This is a genomic window from Fodinicola acaciae (assembly GCF_010993745.1).
GTDB classification, from domain to species: domain Bacteria; phylum Actinomycetota; class Actinomycetes; order Mycobacteriales; family HKI-0501; genus Fodinicola; species Fodinicola acaciae.
Window position 1 is genome coordinate 636,541 of record NZ_WOTN01000004.1, and the last position, 17,556, is coordinate 654,096.

The following is a 17,556-nucleotide window of genomic DNA, read 5'->3' on the forward strand; positions in this document are numbered from 1 at the left end:
AGGCCTTTTACCCGCAACAGCGCGAAACTGTCGTACCCACTTGCCAATCTGGGCCCCCACCCAGAACGGGCGGGGGTGGGTTCGCGTGGAAACTTACATAGTAGAAAATGATCAATGCTTCCGGGCGCGATACGCGCGCGTCTTGGCGATGCTGCCGCAGCCGCGCACGCCGGGACCGCCGGAGTTCATCGCGCACCACGTGCGGCTCGCGTTTCGGGACGTGTCATAGAAAACCCACCGGCAGTCCGGACAGGCACGCAGCCGGTGCCAGTGACCGTCGGCAGCCGCGTTGATCGCCAGCGCCAACAGCTCGCCGGCCGCTCCGGCCGACACCGGCGCCAACTCGACCGGACGACCGTCCGCGCGTAACGCCGGCGCGAGTGGATGCCGCGCCAGTTGGCCGGCGAGCGAGACCGGATGTGTCTGACCGAGTGCCGCGCGCAGGTCGTCGCGAAGCGCGGTGAGGTCGGCGAGCGGTCCTGGCTTGCCGAGATCCGGAAACGTCGAGCGCCACGCGGCCGGATCCGCGACCAGGCCGGCCAGCCGGTCCTCGGCGACCCGACTTTCGTTCGGGATGACCCAGGTGTTCAGGAACGTCCTGACCACCTCGAGCCGACCCGGCGCCGCATCCATGTTCACCAGCATAGCCCTTGACCAGTGAACGTCAGGACGTCACCATCGATCCAATTAGCCGGTGAACATGGAGGACCGATGGTGGACTTGGTGGCGTGGCGCGGTGTCGAACCGGAGCGCGCCGACGCGGCGGCAGTGACGTTCGGCCGACGGTCGTTGCGGGCCAGCGGCAGCAGCCTGACCAGGGAGGTCACCGTCACGTACGACCTGGAGACCGGCGATGGCTGGATCACCCGGCGAATGCGCGTACGGGTGAGCGCCAAGGACTGGTGGCGGTCGCTCGACCTCACCAGACACCAGGACGGCCAGTGGTCGGCGTTGGTCGACGGCGAGAACGACGACCATCTCGGCCACGCCACGCTGGCCGACGGCCTCGACGCAGCGCTCGACTGTGACCTGCAGGAGTGCCTGCTGACCAACACCATGCCGGTGCTGCGCCACGACCTGCATCGCACCGCCGCGAGTGTCGACTTCGTGATGGCCTGGATCTCGGTGCCCGACCTGTCCGTACACGCGTCACCGCAGACGTACGCCGGCGATGGATCGGCCGACGTGGTGTTCCGCAGTGGTGATTTCGTGGCAACCCTGAAGCTCGACGACGACGGCCTGGTGGTCGACTATCCGGGGCTTGGCAGCCGGATCTGGCGAGCCGCGACGGCAGGTGCCGCAGCGTAGCCTGGGACCGGTCGACCGGCAGGCGATTGTGAGGTGAGCGCCATGGCTGAACCGCGCACCACGGGAAACAGTGGTCGAAACCACCAAAACGGGGTCCTGCGCGCACTGCGCGCCGTCAACCGCGTGCTGCCGCACAATCCCGCCCGGTCCGGCTCCAACGGCGCCTCGCCGCCGGACCTGAAAAAGAAGCTGCCGGTCGTCGACTGTGGGCTGTACGTCGACGGACACCGCGTGAAAGGCCGGCCGGATTACGCGGATGCGTTGCGTGAGGCCGAAAAACATCACAACGCCTTCGTCTGGCTGGGTCTGAAGGAGCCGACCGAGGAACAGATGCAGGAGCTCGCCGAGGTGTTCGAGCTGCATCCGCTGGCCGTCGAGGACGCGGTGACCGCACACCAGCGGCCAAAGCTGGAGCGCTATGGCGAGACGATGTTCGTGGTGCTGAAAACCGCGCGCTATGTCGAGCATCCGGAGCTCACCGCGACCAGTGAGGTGGTCGAGACCGGTGACGTCATGCTGTTCATCGGCCGGCACTTCGTCCTCACCGTGCGGCACGGCGACGCCTGTCACCTGTCGGGCGTACGCGCCGAGCTGGACCAGAGCGACGCCGACCTGCTCAGGCAGGGGCCGTGGGCGGTTTTCCACGCCGTCTGCGACAACATCGTCGACCGCTACCTCGAGGTCGCCGAGGCGATCGAGGACGACATCGACGAGATCGAGGCCGACGTCTTCACACCGGGCGCGACCGACGTACGCCGGATCTACAACCTGAAACGCGAAATCATCGAGTTCAAGCGCGCGGTCGTGCCGCTGGCGCGGCCGTTGGACGCGCTCTACTCCGGCCGGATCGGTGGCGTACCACTGGAAATCCGCCGCTACATCCGCGACATCGCCGACCACGTCCGGCAGGTCACCGAAATGCAGATGGGTTTCGACGACCTGCTCAACTCCGCGCTGCAGGCCGACCTGGCGCAGATCGGTGTGCAGCAGAACAACGACATGCGCAAGATCTCGGCCTGGGTCGCGATGGCGGCGGTGCCGACCATGATCGCCGGCATCTACGGCATGAACTTCGACTTCATGCCGGAGCTGAAATGGCACTTCGGCTATTTCGCCGTGCTGCTGGTGATGGCCGCCGCGGTCGCGCTGATCTACTGGCTGCTCCGCCGCAGCCGCTGGCTGTAAAACCGCGGGGACTCCTTACGTGCACCAGCAGCACGTAAGGAGTCCCCGCGGACAAGCGCCCTACTTGGTGGCTGAGGAGCCGCCGGTCGTACGCGACGACGCGGCGCGGTTGCGCGAGCCGTTGCTGGTCGCCTTCTCCTCGGTCTTCTCGTTGACCGCGGCGGCGGTCTTGTCGGCCGCCGACTTCGTCGCGTTGGCCGCGGTCTTGGCCGTCTCGGCGACCTTGTCAGCGGTCTTGTCGGCGGCTGAGGAGACCTTGGCCGCGGACGCGGTGGCGACGTCGGCGACGCGCGTACGCACCGGCTCGGTCGGCGCGTCGTAGTCCTCCCAGCGCGGCTCCTCGTTACGCCGAGCGAGCAGGCCGGCGGCGGCACCGGCGATGGCGCCGACGGCGAGCGCGCCGATCACGAGCGGCCAGCGGCGGCGCGGCTTGTCGCCACGCAGCGCGAGCGCGGCCTCCTTCGCGCGGCGCTTGCCCTCGGCCGCGGCGACCTTGGCGTCCTTGCGGGCGCTCTTGACCTTCTTGCCGCCGGTCTTCTGTGCCTCGACCGCGGCCTCCACGATCGGAGCCAGGCTGGCCAGCGCCTTGTCGACGGTCGGCTTGACCGCCTCACGTGCCTGTCCGACCTTCGGCGCCAGTGCTTCGACGGCCGCCTGTGCCTTCGGTGCGAGCGTCTCCCTGGCCACCTCGGTGGCCGCGCCGGCGGCGTTGACCAGGTGGCCGATGCCTTCGCCGAGCTCGCTCTTTATCTCATCGGACGCCTTGGCGGCGGTCGCCTTCCTCCGGAAAGCCATCGCTGCTCCCTTCGGTGTGGTATCGGTCTGCGTTGCAGTCTGTGATGATGCTCATCTTCCACCCAGTCACCGACCGCCACCACACGGGGGAGTCGGGGCGGGCTGTCAGCGGGTGGGACAATGGAATGACTGGCAACGTGCTCGTTTGCCCAGTCCGTACGGCCCGACCAGCTGTCCGTCGGTTACGCAAACGAGACCGACGACACAAGGAGAGCAGACCGTTGGCCGAGGAACTCTACGCCACCCTGACCACGACATCCGGTCAGATCAGGCTCCGACTGTTCCCCAACCACGCGCCCAAGACCGTCCGCAACTTCGTCGAGCTCGCCGAGGGTTCGCGCGAGTGGACCGACCCGGCGACCAAGCAGAAGACCAACCGCAAGCTCTACGACGGCACGATCTTCCACCGGGTGATCTCCGGCTTCATGATCCAGGGTGGTGACCCGCTGGGTCAGGGCTTCGGCGGACCCGGCTACCAGTTCGACGACGAGATCCATCCCGAGCTGCAGTTCAACCGGCCTTACCTGCTGGCCATGGCGAACGCCGGCATCCAGATGGGCCGCGGCACCAACGGCTCGCAGTTCTTCATCACGGTGGGTCAGACGCCGCACCTGAACGGCAAGCACACGATCTTCGGCGAGGTCGCCGACGACGACAGCAGGAAGGTCGTCGACGCCATCGCCACCACCCGCACCGGTGCCGCCGACCGTCCTGTCACCGAGCAGAAGATCGAGTCGGTGGTCATCGAGCGGGTGCAGAGCTGACGACCAGGGTGCGCAGATGACCATGCAACCGCCGGTCGGCAGTCCGCCGACCTGCTATCGGCACGGGTCGCGCGAGACGCACATCCGGTGTACCAGGTGCAACAAGCCGATCTGTCCCGACTGCATGAACGCGGCCTCGGTCGGCTTCCAGTGTCCCGACTGCGTACGCGAGGGCAACCGGACCAGCCGGCCGGGCCGCACGGTGTTCGGCGGCTCGATCGCCGGCGAGCGCGGCACGGTCACGTACGTGCTGATCGCGGTCAACGTCGCGATCTACGTGCTCAACCTGGTCTGGTCGCTGGCGCTCGGCGCGTCGCCGCAGCAGGTTGGCCAGATCGCGTACGGCGGCGGCGGTCCGGTCCTGCAGTTCTTCGCCACCGAGCCAAACGGTGTGGCCAGCGGTGAGTTCTATCGGCTGATCACCGCCGACTTCGTCCACATCGGCATCATCCACCTGGCGCTGAACATGTACGCGTTGTGGCTGTTCGGCCGGGAGACCGAGCGGCTGGTCGGCCGTTGGCGGTTTGCCGTGCTCTATCTGCTGGCCGGTCTCGGCGGCACGACGCTGATCTATCTGTTCGGCAGTGCCGGAGCCGGTGCGTCGGCGTCGATCTTCGGCCTGTTCGGCGCGTTGATCTTCTTCTTCCGCAAGCTGAGGGCCAACATCGGCGGCCTGGTCACGGTGATCGTGCTCAACCTGGTGATCACGTTCGTGGTGCCGGGGATCTCGATCTTCGGCCACATCGGCGGCTTGGCCGCCGGCGCGGCACTCGGCCTCGGCCTGGCGTACGCGCCGCGCGGCCAGTGGCGGCTCCCGGTGCAGGTCGGCACGCTCGTCGGCGTGTTCCTCGTGCTGGCGGTGCTGGTCGCCCTTCGGACCGCCGCATACGGAGTGTTTGGCTGATCGCGCAAGCACAAAGGCCCCTGTCCCGATCGTGGACGGGGGCCTTTTCCGTCAGCGTCCGGTCCGCAGGCTGGTCAGCTGGTCGGCCACGTCGGCACAGTCGGCGCCGAGCTCACCGGCGGAGAACAGGTGCAGTCGCTCGCCGGTGTCGATCTCCAGCGTCTCCGTACGCAGGCCGAGCCGCCGGCGTTCGTCGACGCGGATCCGCTCGACCCGCGACCACGGCACGTCCAGATGGCCGCAGTAGCCACTCACCACGCGTACGCCGGCGCCGTCCGCGGACAGCCTGACCGGAGCCAGCAGATCCCGCAACGCGTACGCGAGCAGCGCCGCTGTGCCGGACACGGTCAGGATCAGCGCGATCCGGTCGCCCCGGCCGAGCAACAGGCCGGTCGCGGCGAAGGCGACCGTGACGGCCGCCTTCAGCACCACGTAACGGGTCGGGACCCGCCACCGCGTCACGTTGTCCACACCGTCCTTTTCCACACTGTGGATAACGCCTGGGGAAAACTACATGACTGTGTTTTCGCGGCTCAACGCCACTGTGTGAGGACCCCGAGCGACACCACCAGCAGGCCGAAACCGGCCGCCAGGTTCCAGAACGTCCAGGCCGCGATCGGATACTGGCCCTGGGTCATGTAGTAGGTCACCAGCCAGGCGATGCCGGCCACGATGAGCACCAGCGCGGTGATCGGCACCCAGCGTGAGCTGGGCCGACGCTTCCTTGCGCGGGCCATCGCCGCCGGATTGGACTCCGTCGGCGGGGTGTAGACCTTCTTCTTGCGTACGCGGGACTTCGGCACTGGCTTCTCCTCAGGCGGCACTCGCCAGCTAGCGTAGACAACAATCCGGGGCGATGAGGAGGCAACGTGTCCACAGGTGGTGTCCGTGACACAAACGGGGACACAGACGTGGACACGAACGCGGCCTCCCACTCGGTTGACCACACCTTGTCCACACCGGCCTCCACAGCGGCGTCCGGGTTGTCCACAGGCCGTACGCGCAGTGCCGACCGGCGGGCCGAACGGCGCCGGCAGGCCCGCTGGGCCGTCGTCGTACCGGTCGTCATGGTCGGCGCCGGCATGCTCTTCGCGACCAGCGCGGAGACCGCCAACGGCACCGACCTGCGCTCCGGCCGCCAGCTCCAGCTCCAGCAGCTGATCACCGCGCGCAACAACACCGCCAACTCGCAGGAGGCCACAGCGCGCGAGCTGCGCCGGCAGATCCAGCTCGCCACCGCCGACCGCGCGCACAACGACGGCCGCATCGCTGCCGCCCAGTCTCAGGCCGACAAGCTCGACCAGCCGGCCGGCCTGTCCGCGCTGGCCGGCCCCGGCCTGACCGTCTCACTCAACGACGCGCCGCACACCGCCGACGGCCAGCTGCCGCCCGGCGCCACCGTCAACGACGTGGTCGTGCACCAGCAGGACGTGCAGGCGGTGGTCAACGCGCTGTGGGCCGGCGGCGCGGAAGCGGTCAGCGTGATGGGGCAGCGGTTGATCTCCACCGGGGCAGTACGGTGCGTCGGCAACGTGCTGCTTCTGTACGGTCGTACGTACTCGCCGCCGTTCGTGATCACCGCGATCGGGCCACCGGAGAGGATGCGGGCCGCGCTGTCCAGCTCGCCCGCCGTTTTGGCGTTCACCCAGGCGGCCGCCGACTTCGGTCTCGGCTACCAGGTCAAGACCGAGACAGATGTGAAGGTGCCGGGCTACTCGGGCCAGGTGTCCCTGCCGCTGACCGGAGGAACCAGATGACCGTGTATCGCAGCTCGGCTGCGTTCGGCGGAGATCCCTATAGAAACCATGGCAACAACGACGACCGCCAGACCGGCGGCAGTCGCACGTACGGCCGACGCCGGCACGCCGCCGCGGCGCCGACGGTCGGCTCGGTCATCCGCACGATCATCCGCGGCGCCGGCCAGACGCTGATCACTTTCGGTCTCGTGGTGCTGCTGTTCGCCGCGTACGAGGTCTATGGCAAGGCCATCCAGGTCAACGGCGAGCAGGACGTGCTCAACAACCAGCTCAACAACCAGTGGAAGAGCGGCCCGACGGCCAGCGCTCCGCTGTCCGGCAAGGCGATGGCCAGGCTGGTGATCCCACGGCTGAACAAGCGCTGGGCCGTGGTCGAAGGCGTCACACCGCACGACATCAGGCTCTCGCCCGGTCACTATCCCAAGTCGCAACTGCCGGGCCAGCTCGGCAACTTCGCGGTCGCCGGCCACCGGATCGCGGCCATCTTCTACGACCTCGACCAGCTCAAGGATGGCGACGTGCTGGCCGTCCAGACCCGGACCGACTGGTTCATCTACAAGGTCAGCAGCACCGAGATCGTCAACCCGCACGAGGTGTCGGTCGTCGACCCCGTGCCGCACAAGCCGGGCGCCACGCCGACCCAGCGGCTGATCACGCTGACCACCTGCAACCCCAAGTGGGACAACTACGAGCGGCTGATCATCCACGGCACGCTGGCCCGCACCCAGCCGGTCTCGCAGGGTGACCCGGCCGAGATCGCGGGGGCCTGAGATGTACGGCTTCATCTGGCGCATCCTGCCCGGCGGCCTGCCCGGCAAGATCATCGGTTCGCTGGTCCTGGTCGCCGGTGTGGTGGCGCTGCTGTGGTTCGTCGTCTTCCCGTTGCTGGAGCCGCTGCTGCCGTTTGGCGACGTGACGGTGGGCTGACCCACCCCGGAGACCACAGAGCCCCGCTGAGGCCATCTCAGCGGGGCTCTCGCGTACGGTGCGGATCAGGCGCCGGCGGTGTTCTTCGTCGTGCCGGTCTGACCGGTCGTCGGTGATTGTGTCCCGCCGGGACCGCCGATGGTGATTCCGCCGTCGGTTGGACTCGTCGACGGACTCGCCTTCGGCTTGTAGCGATAGACCACGACGTTGACTGTCGAGCCGGATGCGGCCTTGGCACCATCGCCCGGGTCCTGCGACGCGACCGTGTTGTCCAGCGTCTGGTCGGTGGTGTCCTTGTAACTGGAGATGTGGAACTTGAAGCCTGCGCCGGTGATCTGGCTGCGAGCACTGTCCACCGAGGCACCGACGACGCCGGGCACCTGGACCTGGCCGCCGGACACGGTGATCGTCAGCGTGTCGCCCTTCTTCATCTTCGTCCCCGGTGCCGGGTCCTGCTTGACGATCGCGCCGGCCGGCTTGGACGAGGAGCTGTCGGTCTGCTGCGTGACGTTGATGCCGAGCGGATCGGCCCAGGCCTTGGCGTCGGCGAACTTCTTGTCGGTGAAGTCGGGCACGGCCTGCGAAGCCGGACCGCTGCTCACCGTCAACGTGCAACTGGCACCCTTGCTCGCCGCGGCACCGGCGGGCGGATCCTGCCCGATCACGTTTCCGGATGCGATCGAGTCGTTCGGCGCGGGCTTTTCCTGGCATTTCTGGAAGCCGGCGCTCTGCATCTGCTGCTGCGCCGCCGCGACCGGCTGGTTCTGCACGTTCGGAGTCGTGGACTTGGAGTTGTTGAGCAGGAAGGTCGTGGCGAAGGCGGCGATCGCGAAGACCACGATGATCGCGATCACCACGCCGGTGATGATCAGGCCGCGGCGGCGCCTGTCTTCCTCCTCCGGCTCCACGCGGCGGTGGTGCTGCTGCTGGAGCGGCGGGGTGTTGATCAGCTGCGTACGCTCGTCGTCGCTCATCACCGGCGTCGCGGACACCGGCCGGCCGGCGGCCGCGCGGAGCAGGTCGGACCGCATCTCGGCGCCGGACTGATAGCGGTTGGCCGGGTTCTTCGCCATCGCCTTCAGCACGATCGCGTCGACGTCCGGCGTCACGTCCGGGTTGAGCTGGCTCGGCGGGATCGGGTTCTCGCGTACGTGCTGGTATGCGACCGCGACCGGACTGTCGCCGGTGAACGGCGGATGACCGATCAGCAGCTCGTAGAGCAGACAGCCGGTGGAGTAAACGTCCGATCGCGCGTCGACCGTCTCGCCGCGGGCCTGCTCCGGCGAGAGATACTGCGCGGTGCCGATCACCGCGGACGTCTGCGTCATGGTCGACGTGCCGCCGGCGACCGCGCGGGCGATGCCGAAGTCCATCACCTTGACCGAGCCGGTGGTCGTCAGCATCACGTTGGCCGGCTTGATGTCGCGGTGCACGATGCCGTTGCGGTGGCTGAAGTCCAGCGCGGAGCACACGTCCGCGGTGATCTCCATGGCGCGCTCGGGCTGCAGCCGGCCCTCGTCGGCCAGCACTTCCTTGAGCGTGCGGCCCTCGACGTACTCCATGACGATGTACGGCAGCGCGACACCGTCGGCGTTGGTCTCCTCGCCGGTGTCGTAGACCGCCACGATCGCCGGGTGGTTCAGCGCGGCGGCGTTCTGTGCCTCGCGCCGGAAACGGGTCTGGAAACCCTGGTCACGCGCCAGGTCGGCGCGCAGCACCTTGACCGCGACATCGCGGCCGAGCCGCAGGTCGGTGCCGCGATGCACCTCGGCCATCCCGCCGTAGCCGAGGATCTCGCCGAGCTGATAGCGACCACCGAGCAGACGTGCCTCGGTCATGAGACGGCACCCCACCTAACACGCTGACCTGCGCAGGGGCTGCTGTGCCGCCTTGCTGGCACGTACATCTGCTTTCTTCCTGACCTCTCTGGCTGCCTTAGCTCGTACTCGCCGAAGGCGTCGGCGACGGCGGTGTCGACGCGACGGGGGTGCATGTCACGGTAACGGTCTGGCCCTTGTACGCCTGCCGCGGGTTGACGTCCAGGAAGGTGTTGGGCTTCGCGTTCGCCGTGCCGTCCTTGTCCACGCGGGTGGTGTTCAGGCCTTTCGCCTCGATGGCCGAGCGCGCGTCCGGACACGACATGCCCTGATAGGCGCCGGGGTCCAGGACGATCGGCTGTGGCTGCGGCTTGGTCGTACGGCCGGGGCTGCTCGGCGGCGCCGACGGTCCACCGGTCTGGCCAGGAGTCTGCGCGCCAGGAGTCTGCGACTGGCCGGCCGCGGTGGACTGGCTCGGCGACGGCGTCGGCGACGGTACGCCGCTGGTCGCGCCACCCTGCGGCGACTGGTCGAACTCGTTGCTGCCGCCGTCGGCCGGCGTCTTCTGCGCCACCTGCTGCGGCCGGTTGTTCATCGCGATCGCGTAGCCGGCGCCGACCATCAGCACCAGCGCCACGGCGGCCGCGATGCCGATCGCCAGCACGCTGCCGCGCCGGTGCGAGCGGCTCTGCCGGATCGTCGTGCCGAGCGCGGCCGCGTTGGCCATCGTCGGCGTGGCTGGCACGATCGTGCCACGGCCTGGCTTGGGGATCCGCGGCGTAGGAGCCTTGCCGGAGGAGGTCACCACGCCGGACATCGCGGCGCGTGCGGCGCCGGCCAGTGCCTCCATGTCGGCATAGCGCGAGCCGGGTTCCTTCGCCATCGCGCGGGTGACGAGTGCGCGCGCGGCCGGTGGGATGTCCGACGGCAGGGCCGGCGGCTTGTCGCGCAGGTGGGCGAGCGCGACCCGCGTCGGGTTCTCGTCGGTGAAGGGCCGGCGGCCGGACAGGCACAGGTAGGCGACGACGCCGAGCGAGTACTGGTCGCTGGCCGGGGTCGCCTTCTTGCCGGCGGCCTGCTCGGGCGGCAGGTACGCGGCCGTACCGAAGACCTGGCCGGAGGAGGTGATGTGGGTCGACTCGACCGTACGCGCGATGCCGAAGTCGGTGACCACGACGGTGTTGGCGCCGGTGGCCGGGTCGTGTTGGACCATCAGGTTCGCCGGCTTCACGTCGCGGTGCACGACACCGGCGCGGTGCGCGGCGTGCAGCGCCTCGGCGGTCTGCGCGACCAGCTCGAGGGTGGTGTCGACGGGCAGCTTGCCGACCCTGGCCAGCAGGTCGGACAGCGGCTCGCCGTCGACCAGCTGCATGACCAGGTAGGCCTGGGGTGGCCCGCCTTCCAGCTGCGTCTCGCCGTAGTCGTAGACCGCGGCGATGCCGGGGTGATGCAGCCGCGCCGTGTTGCGCGCCTCGGCGCGGAACCTGTCCACGAACCCTGGATCGCTGGACAGCTGCGCGTGCATGATCTTCAGTGCGACGGACCGGCCGAGCACCTCGTCGTGTCCCCGCCAGACCTCGCCCATGCCGCCGACGGCAATGCGAGAGTCGAGCCGGTAACGACCGCCCAGTAACGCACCCATGGTCACATTCATTGCTGCTTCGCCACCTCTACCGCGGCCTGCAGAACCTTTCCAGCCATCCCACTTGGGATCGAGCTCGAGCCACCGGCGTGATCCAGCACGACGGCGACGGCAGCGACCGGCTTGCCCTTGTCGATCGCATACCCGATGAACCAGGTCGTGTCCTCACCACCGTCACCGTTCTGAGCGGTGCCGGTCTTGCCCCCCACCGTGACGTCGGAGATCGCGGCGTCCTTACCCGTGCCGTGCGGTCCGACGACCGACTGCATCATCTGTTGAAGCGAGCCGGCGATCTGTGGGGTGATCGGCTGGCCGTACTGCTCCGGTGAGGTCTTGCCCAGCGACGACAGGTCCGGCCCCAGCACGTCGCTGACGAGGTACGGCTTCATCTCGATGCCGCCGTTGGCCACCGCGCCAGCGATCATCGCACCCTGAAGCGGGCTCATCCGGACATCTCGCTGACCGATCGCGGACTGCGCGAGGGAGGGCTTGTCGGGAATGTCGCCGAGCTTGCTCGTCGCTGCATGGACAGAATCATTGGAGATATCGGCGCCAAAGCCAAACTGGTTGGCCTGATTGCGAATTTTGTCCGTTCCCAATGCCACCGCAAGTTGCGCATACGCGGTGTTACAGGACACTCGCAGTGCGTCGAGGAGTGTCGTGGTCTTGCCGTCGCCGGCGCAGGAACTGCCGTGGTCGTTCTTGATCGGCGTCGTCGTGCCCGGCGCGGTGTACGTCGTGCCGGACGGGATGGAGCTCTGCGGGTTGTAGCCGTTGGCCAACGCGACCGCCGAGTCGACGACCTTGAAGGTCGAGCCGGGCGGGTAGGTCTCGTTGGTCGCCTTGTTGCGGATCGGGTTGTTCGGATCCTTGATCAGCTTGTTGTACGCCGCGACATAGGCGTCGTAGTTGTGCGTGGCCAGCTGGTTGGGGTCGTAGGACGGACCGGAGACCATGCCGAGGATCGCGCCGCTGGTCGGGTCGAGCGCGACGATCGCGCCTTTCTGGTTGCCGAGCGCGTTGTAGGCGGCCTGCTGCACCTTCTGCCGTACGGTCGTCTGCACCGTGCCACCCTGCGCCTGCCGGCCGGTGACCAGGTCGGACAGCCGGCGGACGAACAGCTTGTCGGAGTCGCCGGTGAGGAACTGGTTCTGGTAGGCCTCCAGCCCGTACGGGTCGCCGGTCACCGGGAAATAGCCGGTGACCGCGGAGTAGAGGTTGCCGGCCGGGTATTTGCGCAGGTATTTCAGCTGGCCGGTGGTCGCCTGCGTGTCCGCGATGATCTGCCGGTCGCCGTTGAGGATCTGGCCGCGTTTGCGGTCGAAGTCCTGGATCTGCGTACGCCGGTTGAGCGGGTTGTTGCGGTATTCGCCGCCCTTGACGACCTGGACCCAGTTGAGGTTGAGGAACAGCAGGGTGAACAGCACCATCACGGCGACCGCCACCCGGCGCAGCGGAGCGTTCACAGCCGCACCACCTCGGTCTGCGCACTCTGCAGCTGGGTCGCCGGCGCGGCCGGCACGACCGGACGCCGGCCGGCGTCGGAGATCCGCAGCAGGATGGCCACGAGGATCCAGCTTGCCAGCAGCGACGAACCGCCGTATGACAGCCACGGGGTGGTGATGCCGGTGAGCGGGATCAGGCCGGAGACGCCGCCGACGATGACGAAGACCTGCAGGCCGATCGAGAAGGCCATGCCGCCGGCCAGCAGCTTGCCGAACGAGTCGCGTACGTCCAGCGCCGACCGCAGGCCGCGCAGGCTGATCAGCAGATAGAGCATCAGCACGCCGGTCATGCCGAACAGGCCGATCTCCTCGCCGATCGACGTGGTGATGAAGTCGCTGGCGGCCACCGGCACGATCGTCGGATGGCCGGCGCCGGGGCCGGTGCCGAAGATGCCGCCGGTGCCGAAGCCGAGCAAGGACTGGACGAGCTGCAGGCCCTTGTCGGTGGGGTCGGCGAACGGATGCAGCCAGATGTCCACGCGCAGCTGTACGCGGCTGACCAGGGCCCAGGCCAGCACCGAGCCGCCGAGAAACAGCAGCAGGCCGATCAGCAGCCAACTGGTCCGTTCGGTGGCGATGTAGAGCATCGCGATGAAGATGCCGAAGTACATCAGCGAGGTGCCGAGGTCGCGTTCGAACATCAGCACCAGCAGCGAGACGGCCCAGGCGGTCACCACCGGTCCGAGGTCGCGGCCGCGCGGCAGGTCGATGCCGACGAACCGCTTGCTGGCCAGCGACAGCACGTCGCGCTTGCTGACCAGATACGACGCGAAGAAGACCATCAGCGCCAGCTTGCCGAACTCACCTGGCTGGATGCCGCCGAGGCCGGGTAACACGATCCAGATCTTGGCGCCGTTGTTGCCGGGGTCGCTGATGCTGCCTGGCAGCAGTGCCGGCGCGATCACCAGCACCAGACCGACGATCCCCAGCGTGTACGAGTAGCGGGACAGGATCCGGTGGTCGCGGATCAGCAGCATCACCACGCAGAAGGCGGCGATCGCCACGATCGTCCAGATCACCTGCCTGGTGCCATTGCCGCCGTACATCGCCGGCTTGGAGGCCTGCGCCTTCACCGACTCCATGCCGAGCCGGTTGATGAACAGCACGCCGATGCCGTTGAGCAGCGCTACGCACGGCAGGATGACCGGATCCGCGTACGAGGCGAAGAACCGGACGACCATGTGCGCGATCACGAACAAAACGGTCAGTGCGACCGGGATGTAGAGGCTGGAGCTGTCCACCTTGCTCTGCAGCGCGGCCTGGATGGCGGCCGACAGCGCGACCAGGATGACCGCCACGACGAGAAGCAGCACCAGCTCCGCGTTGCGGCGGGTCGGCGGCCGGCGCGCGGCTCGGCTCGGCTGGCTGGCTGCTGCCTGTGCGGCGGTCGGCGAGGTCATCGTGGTCGGCAGGTCGAGTCGGCGGAGTTGCTCGGGCTGGCTGACGGGGTCGGCGACGGGTTGGGGGATGGCTTGGGGGACGCACTGCCAGCGGGCCGGCTCGGCTCCGGCACCGGACACAGCGGCTTGAGGTTGTTGCGCAGCCGGTCCAGGATCGCCTGCGCGTCGCTCTCGTTCTGCGCGGTGATGCCTTCCTGCACCTGGCGGGCCGGCACCGGCAGCAGGTCGGACACCTTCAGGTCGCTGCGGCTGGCCTCCCTGGCCAGGCTGATGCCGGCGACCGAGCCGCGTACGCCGCGGAAGATCGCGACGTGGCCGTCCGAGGCGGCGCCGACGTAGTACTGCGCCTGCGTGTACGTCCAGCCGCCGTAGCCGATGGCGACGACCACGATCAGCGCGGCCAGGATGAGCAGGGTCGTACGGATCCGGTGCCGCGGCGGCGCCGGCTCGTCGAAGTCCTCCGGCTCCTCCTCGACGTCGGTTTTCGGCCGGGCCAGCGCGGCGCGGCCGGCGGCGGAGTCGGGACTGGCGCCGGACTTGCGGCCGCGGTCGCGTGCCGCGGCGCCACCGACCACCGGGGCGTCGTCGCCGGTCTCCTTCTCCATGATGTCCGCGACGATCACGGTGACGTTGTCCGGAGCGCCGGCACGCAGGGCGAGCGCCACCAGGCGCTCGGCGACCAGCGCGGGCGTGTCCAGCGCCATCGTCTCGCTGATGGTGTCCTCGCTGACGACGACGGTGAGGCCGTCGCTGCACAGCAGATAGCGGTCGCCGGGCACCGCCTCGCGCACCGAGAAGTCCGGGTCGACGTCGCGGCCGTCCAGCGCGCGGGTCAGCAGCGACCGCTGCGGGTGGCTGCCGGCCTCCTCCGCGGTGATCCGGCCCTCGTCGACCAGCATCTGCACGTACGTGTCGTCGCGGGTGATCTGGTTGAGCTCACCCTCGCGGAAGACGTACGCGCGCGAGTCACCGACGTGCACCAGCGCGAGCCGGTTGCCGGAGAACAGCATCGCGGTGAGCGTCGTCCCCATGCCCTCCAGCGCCGAGTTGTCCTCGACCGCGTGGCGGAGCTGCTCGTTGGCCTCGGCGACAGCGCCTTTCAGCGCGTCGACCAGGTCGGAGCCGGGTGCGTCCTCGTCCAGCGGCGCCAGCGCGGCTACGACGATGTTGCTGGCCACCTCGCCGGCGACCATGCCACCCATGCCGTCCGCCACCGCGAGCAGCCGGGGGCCGGCGTAGACCGAGTCCTCGTTGCCTTCGCGGATCAGCCCGCGGTCGGACTTGGCGGCGTAGCGCAGGGTCAGACTCATGAGGCCGAGCCAGTCATCGTCGTCTGGTCGGTCTCAAGGCTGCGCTGCCTTTGGGAAGTCTGAGTCATGACCTCAACTCGAGCGATGTGCGGCCGATGCGTACGACCGCACCTAGGGGGACTGGGGTCGGACCGGTGACCTTGGCGCGGTCGAGGTACGTCCCGTTGGTCGAGCCGACATCCTCCACCAACCACTGCCCGGCCCGGGGGATCAGCCTGGCGTGCCGGGTGGAGGCGTAGTCATCGGTCAACACCAGCGTTGAGTCGTCGGCGCGACCGATGGTGATGGGTGTGTCTCCTAGCGTGATGCGGGTGCCGGCGAGTGCGCCTTCGGTGACCACCAGCGTACGTGCCGCCTTGCCGCGCCGGACTTTCGCGGGTCGCGTCGGCGCCGGCGGCAGCCCGCGCGGGCTGGCCACCAGCCGGCTCTGCCTGGTGCCGAACAGGTCACGCCGTACGACGCCGATCACCGCGAACACGAAAATCCACAGCAGTGCGAGAAACCCGAAGCGGGCGACGGCGAGTACGACCTCTGGCATGACCGCGATTGTCCCTAGGAGTCCAGACGCAACGTCAGGGTGGTCGTGCCCACCTGGATGACGTCACCGGGCTGCAGTGCCACCGCGTTGATCCGCGAGCCGTTCACCGCGGTGCCGTTCGTCGAGCCCAGGTCGGTGATGACCACCCGCGATCCGTCGAAGTCGAGCCGCGCGTGCTGCCGCGAGATGCCGACGTCGGCGATCCGCACCTGGGCCGCCTCACCGCGGCCGAGCACGGTTGAGCCGATGGACAACGAATACTGCCGGCCGTCGGTGGCCACCAGCCGCGCCGTGGCCCCCACCGGCTGGCCGTAGCCGTAGTCGTTCTGCGGTGGCGCCGGGCTGTACGGCTGCGCCGGCCCCCCGGACGACTGCGCCAGCGAGGCCGGCGGCACCGGCCCGGTCGGCGCGTACGGCGGCGGACCGCCATAGCCTCCGCCGTACTGCTGCTGTGGCGGCGGCTCCGGCTCGACACTGCCGGTGTAGACCTCGCTCACCACCCGGAACATGCCGGTGTCCAGCCCGTCGCCACGCTCGATCTCGACGATCACGTCGCCGTAGACCGTCCACCCCTGCTCGCCGATGAACTCGGCCTGCGCCTGCGCCAGCTCCTGCGCCAGTGCGGCCGCGTACTGCTCCAGCCGGTCATGGTCCGACGCGGAAAGGTCGATGATGTAGCGGTTCGGCACCAGGGTCCGGCCACCGCCGAGGATCGACCGGTGCGCGTCAGCCTCCCGCTGCATCGCGCTGGCGATCTCGACCGGGTGCACGACACCCTTGAAGACCTTGGCGAAAGCCCCCTCCACCAAGCCCTCGAGCCGCTTCTCGAAGCGCTGCAGCACCCCCACGTTCGCCCTCCCGATTATTGACCAGGAGTGATGGTATCTGGACCGGACACCGCCGTCAGGCCCGCACTGACCTCCGTGCTACCGTTGTGCAGCACCGAGGGCAAGTGGCGGAATGGCAGACGCGCACGGTTCAGGTCCGTGTGTCCGAAAGGACGTGGGGGTTCAACTCCCCCCTTGCCCACCAGAAACACCTTCTGGTGGACCACCCTCGAGGCGAAGTCGTCGTCCTGGTCACGACGGCTCCGTCCGGACGCGGCCGCGCTGTGACGCGGATCGAGAGTCACGTCACACCTCCGTCACGCTCCGCCGGGTTGGGGTTGATCCTGCCGTGTGGACGACCGGTTTAGCTAGGTCGAAACAGACTCCGCAGGTGGCCATCCACAGACGCAAAGGTCAACGAGAGGCTGAGGGATTCGGTTCCGGGGGCCAATCCGGCGGCTAGTCCAGTGGCTCCGGCTCGGGACGTGAGTCGTACGCCTGCCTGGCCACGTCGATCTCCGGCACGTGCTCCTCGGCCCATTGCGCCATCGTGCCGACGACGTCAAGCAACGTCGCCCCGAGCGGGGTCAGCGTGTATTCGACCCGCGGCGGCACCACCGGATAGACCGTACGGCGGACCAGGCCGTCTCGCTCCAACGTGCGCAACGTCACGGTCAGCATCCGCTGGCTGATGCCGTCGATCGACTTCTTCAGGTCGCCGAAGCGCATCGTCTGCTCGCCGAGCATGGAGATCACGTAGATCGACCATTTGCTGCCGATCCGGCCGAGCACCTCGCGCGCCTTGCAGTTGGTCGTGTACGGCGGCCCGGTGACGGGTGCGGCCATTGGTTACCTCCGTGTGCCTGAGGCAGGGAAA

The 17,556-nt window shown here is 68.5% G+C and carries 19 protein-coding genes and 1 tRNA gene; 8 read left to right on the forward strand and 12 right to left on the reverse strand.

The window, feature by feature from the left end; translation table 11 throughout:
* Nucleotides 1-111: 111 nt before the first annotated feature.
* Nucleotides 112-633, reverse strand: coding sequence for a CGNR zinc finger domain-containing protein (locus GNX95_RS38480; RefSeq protein ID WP_163512706.1), 522 nt, complete (start codon nucleotides 631-633; stop codon nucleotides 112-114).
* A 78-nt stretch (nucleotides 634-711) separates the two neighbouring features.
* Here GNX95_RS38480 and GNX95_RS38485 point away from each other — a divergent pair, with 78 nt between their 5' ends.
* The gene (locus GNX95_RS38485; RefSeq protein WP_163512707.1) at nucleotides 712-1,308 is read left to right on the forward strand and encodes a putative glycolipid-binding domain-containing protein; all 597 of its coding nucleotides are present in this window, start codon (nucleotides 712-714) and stop codon (nucleotides 1,306-1,308) included.
* Between the two features lie 42 nt (nucleotides 1,309-1,350).
* A complete protein-coding gene (locus tag GNX95_RS38490) occupies nucleotides 1,351-2,493 on the forward strand; it encodes a magnesium and cobalt transport protein CorA (RefSeq protein ID WP_163512708.1) in 1,143 nt (380 codons plus the stop codon).
* Between the two features lie 60 nt (nucleotides 2,494-2,553).
* On the opposite strand, the gene GNX95_RS38495 is transcribed toward GNX95_RS38490, so the two are convergent.
* Nucleotides 2,554-3,288 carry a hypothetical protein gene (locus GNX95_RS38495; RefSeq protein ID WP_163512709.1) on the reverse strand — a complete coding sequence of 245 codons (735 nt, stop codon included), beginning with the start codon at nucleotides 3,286-3,288 and terminating at the stop codon, nucleotides 2,554-2,556.
* Nucleotides 3,289-3,509: 221 nt separating this feature from the next.
* On the opposite strand from GNX95_RS38495, the gene GNX95_RS38500 reads away from it, so the two are divergent.
* Entirely contained in the window at nucleotides 3,510-4,052 is a 543-nt protein-coding gene (locus tag GNX95_RS38500) for a peptidylprolyl isomerase (protein ID WP_246281916.1), read from the forward strand.
* A 16-nt stretch (nucleotides 4,053-4,068) separates the two neighbouring features.
* Complete coding sequence (locus tag GNX95_RS38505; protein WP_163512711.1) at nucleotides 4,069-4,956, forward strand: rhomboid family intramembrane serine protease; 888 nt, start codon at nucleotides 4,069-4,071, stop codon at nucleotides 4,954-4,956.
* A gap of 51 nt (nucleotides 4,957-5,007) precedes the next feature.
* Here GNX95_RS38505 and GNX95_RS38510 read toward each other — a convergent pair whose 3' ends face one another.
* Both GNX95_RS38510 and GNX95_RS38515 read right to left on the reverse strand, forming a co-directional pair.
* Nucleotides 5,008-5,427, reverse strand: coding sequence for a PH domain-containing protein (locus tag GNX95_RS38510; protein WP_163512712.1), 420 nt, complete (start codon nucleotides 5,425-5,427; stop codon nucleotides 5,008-5,010).
* 62 nt (nucleotides 5,428-5,489) lie between these two features.
* On the reverse strand, nucleotides 5,490-5,759 hold the full coding sequence (locus GNX95_RS38515) for a cell division protein CrgA (protein WP_163512713.1): 270 nt from the start codon (nucleotides 5,757-5,759) through the stop codon (nucleotides 5,490-5,492).
* A 108-nt stretch (nucleotides 5,760-5,867) separates the two neighbouring features.
* Here GNX95_RS38515 and GNX95_RS38520 point away from each other — a divergent pair, with 108 nt between their 5' ends.
* The 3 genes from GNX95_RS38520 to GNX95_RS38530 are packed head-to-tail and all read left to right on the forward strand — an operon-like array spanning nucleotide 5,868 to nucleotide 7,640.
* Nucleotides 5,868-6,713, forward strand: a complete 846-nt coding sequence (locus GNX95_RS38520; RefSeq protein WP_222854260.1) for a DUF881 domain-containing protein — start codon at nucleotides 5,868-5,870, stop codon at nucleotides 6,711-6,713.
* Nucleotides 6,710-7,483, forward strand: coding sequence for a class E sortase (locus tag GNX95_RS38525; protein ID WP_163512714.1), 774 nt, complete (start codon nucleotides 6,710-6,712; stop codon nucleotides 7,481-7,483). Before GNX95_RS38520 ends, GNX95_RS38525 begins: the two co-directional genes overlap by 4 nt.
* A 1-nt stretch (nucleotide 7,484) precedes the next feature.
* Nucleotides 7,485-7,640 carry a hypothetical protein gene (locus GNX95_RS38530; RefSeq protein WP_163512132.1) on the forward strand — a complete coding sequence of 52 codons (156 nt, stop codon included), beginning with the start codon at nucleotides 7,485-7,487 and terminating at the stop codon, nucleotides 7,638-7,640.
* 65 nt (nucleotides 7,641-7,705) lie between these two features.
* Here GNX95_RS38530 and pknB read toward each other — a convergent pair whose 3' ends face one another.
* From pknB to GNX95_RS38565, 7 genes are all read right to left on the reverse strand, one after another.
* Nucleotides 7,706-9,478 carry a Stk1 family PASTA domain-containing Ser/Thr kinase gene (gene pknB / locus GNX95_RS38535; RefSeq protein ID WP_163512715.1) on the reverse strand — a complete coding sequence of 591 codons (1,773 nt, stop codon included), beginning with the start codon at nucleotides 9,476-9,478 and terminating at the stop codon, nucleotides 7,706-7,708.
* 97 nt (nucleotides 9,479-9,575) lie between these two features.
* Nucleotides 9,576-11,099 carry a serine/threonine protein kinase gene (locus tag GNX95_RS38540; RefSeq protein WP_163512716.1) on the reverse strand — a complete coding sequence of 508 codons (1,524 nt, stop codon included), beginning with the start codon at nucleotides 11,097-11,099 and terminating at the stop codon, nucleotides 9,576-9,578.
* A gap of 8 nt (nucleotides 11,100-11,107) precedes the next feature.
* Nucleotides 11,108-12,565 carry a penicillin-binding transpeptidase domain-containing protein gene (locus tag GNX95_RS38545; RefSeq protein ID WP_163512717.1) on the reverse strand — a complete coding sequence of 486 codons (1,458 nt, stop codon included), beginning with the start codon at nucleotides 12,563-12,565 and terminating at the stop codon, nucleotides 11,108-11,110.
* A complete protein-coding gene (locus GNX95_RS38550; RefSeq protein ID WP_163513808.1) occupies nucleotides 12,562-14,004 on the reverse strand; it encodes an FtsW/RodA/SpoVE family cell cycle protein in 1,443 nt (480 codons plus the stop codon). Before GNX95_RS38550 ends, GNX95_RS38545 begins: the two co-directional genes overlap by 4 nt.
* Nucleotides 14,001-15,314 (reverse strand): PP2C family protein-serine/threonine phosphatase, encoded by a 1,314-nt coding sequence (locus GNX95_RS38555; RefSeq protein ID WP_163512718.1) that lies wholly within the window; start codon nucleotides 15,312-15,314, stop codon nucleotides 14,001-14,003. Before GNX95_RS38555 ends, GNX95_RS38550 begins: the two co-directional genes overlap by 4 nt.
* Before the next feature lie 64 nt (nucleotides 15,315-15,378).
* Nucleotides 15,379-15,852, reverse strand: a complete 474-nt coding sequence (locus GNX95_RS38560; protein ID WP_163512719.1) for an FHA domain-containing protein FhaB/FipA — start codon at nucleotides 15,850-15,852, stop codon at nucleotides 15,379-15,381.
* 14 nt (nucleotides 15,853-15,866) lie between these two features.
* Nucleotides 15,867-16,700, reverse strand: a complete 834-nt coding sequence (locus tag GNX95_RS38565; protein ID WP_163512720.1) for an FHA domain-containing protein — start codon at nucleotides 16,698-16,700, stop codon at nucleotides 15,867-15,869.
* Between the two features lie 98 nt (nucleotides 16,701-16,798).
* Here GNX95_RS38565 and GNX95_RS38570 point away from each other — a divergent pair.
* Nucleotides 16,799-16,884, forward strand: a tRNA-Leu gene (locus tag GNX95_RS38570).
* Nucleotides 16,885-17,138: 254 nt separating this feature from the next.
* Here GNX95_RS38570 and GNX95_RS38575 read toward each other — a convergent pair.
* Complete coding sequence (locus tag GNX95_RS38575; protein WP_163512721.1) at nucleotides 17,139-17,525, reverse strand: winged helix-turn-helix transcriptional regulator; 387 nt, start codon at nucleotides 17,523-17,525, stop codon at nucleotides 17,139-17,141.
* Nucleotides 17,526-17,556: the final 31 nt, after the last annotated feature.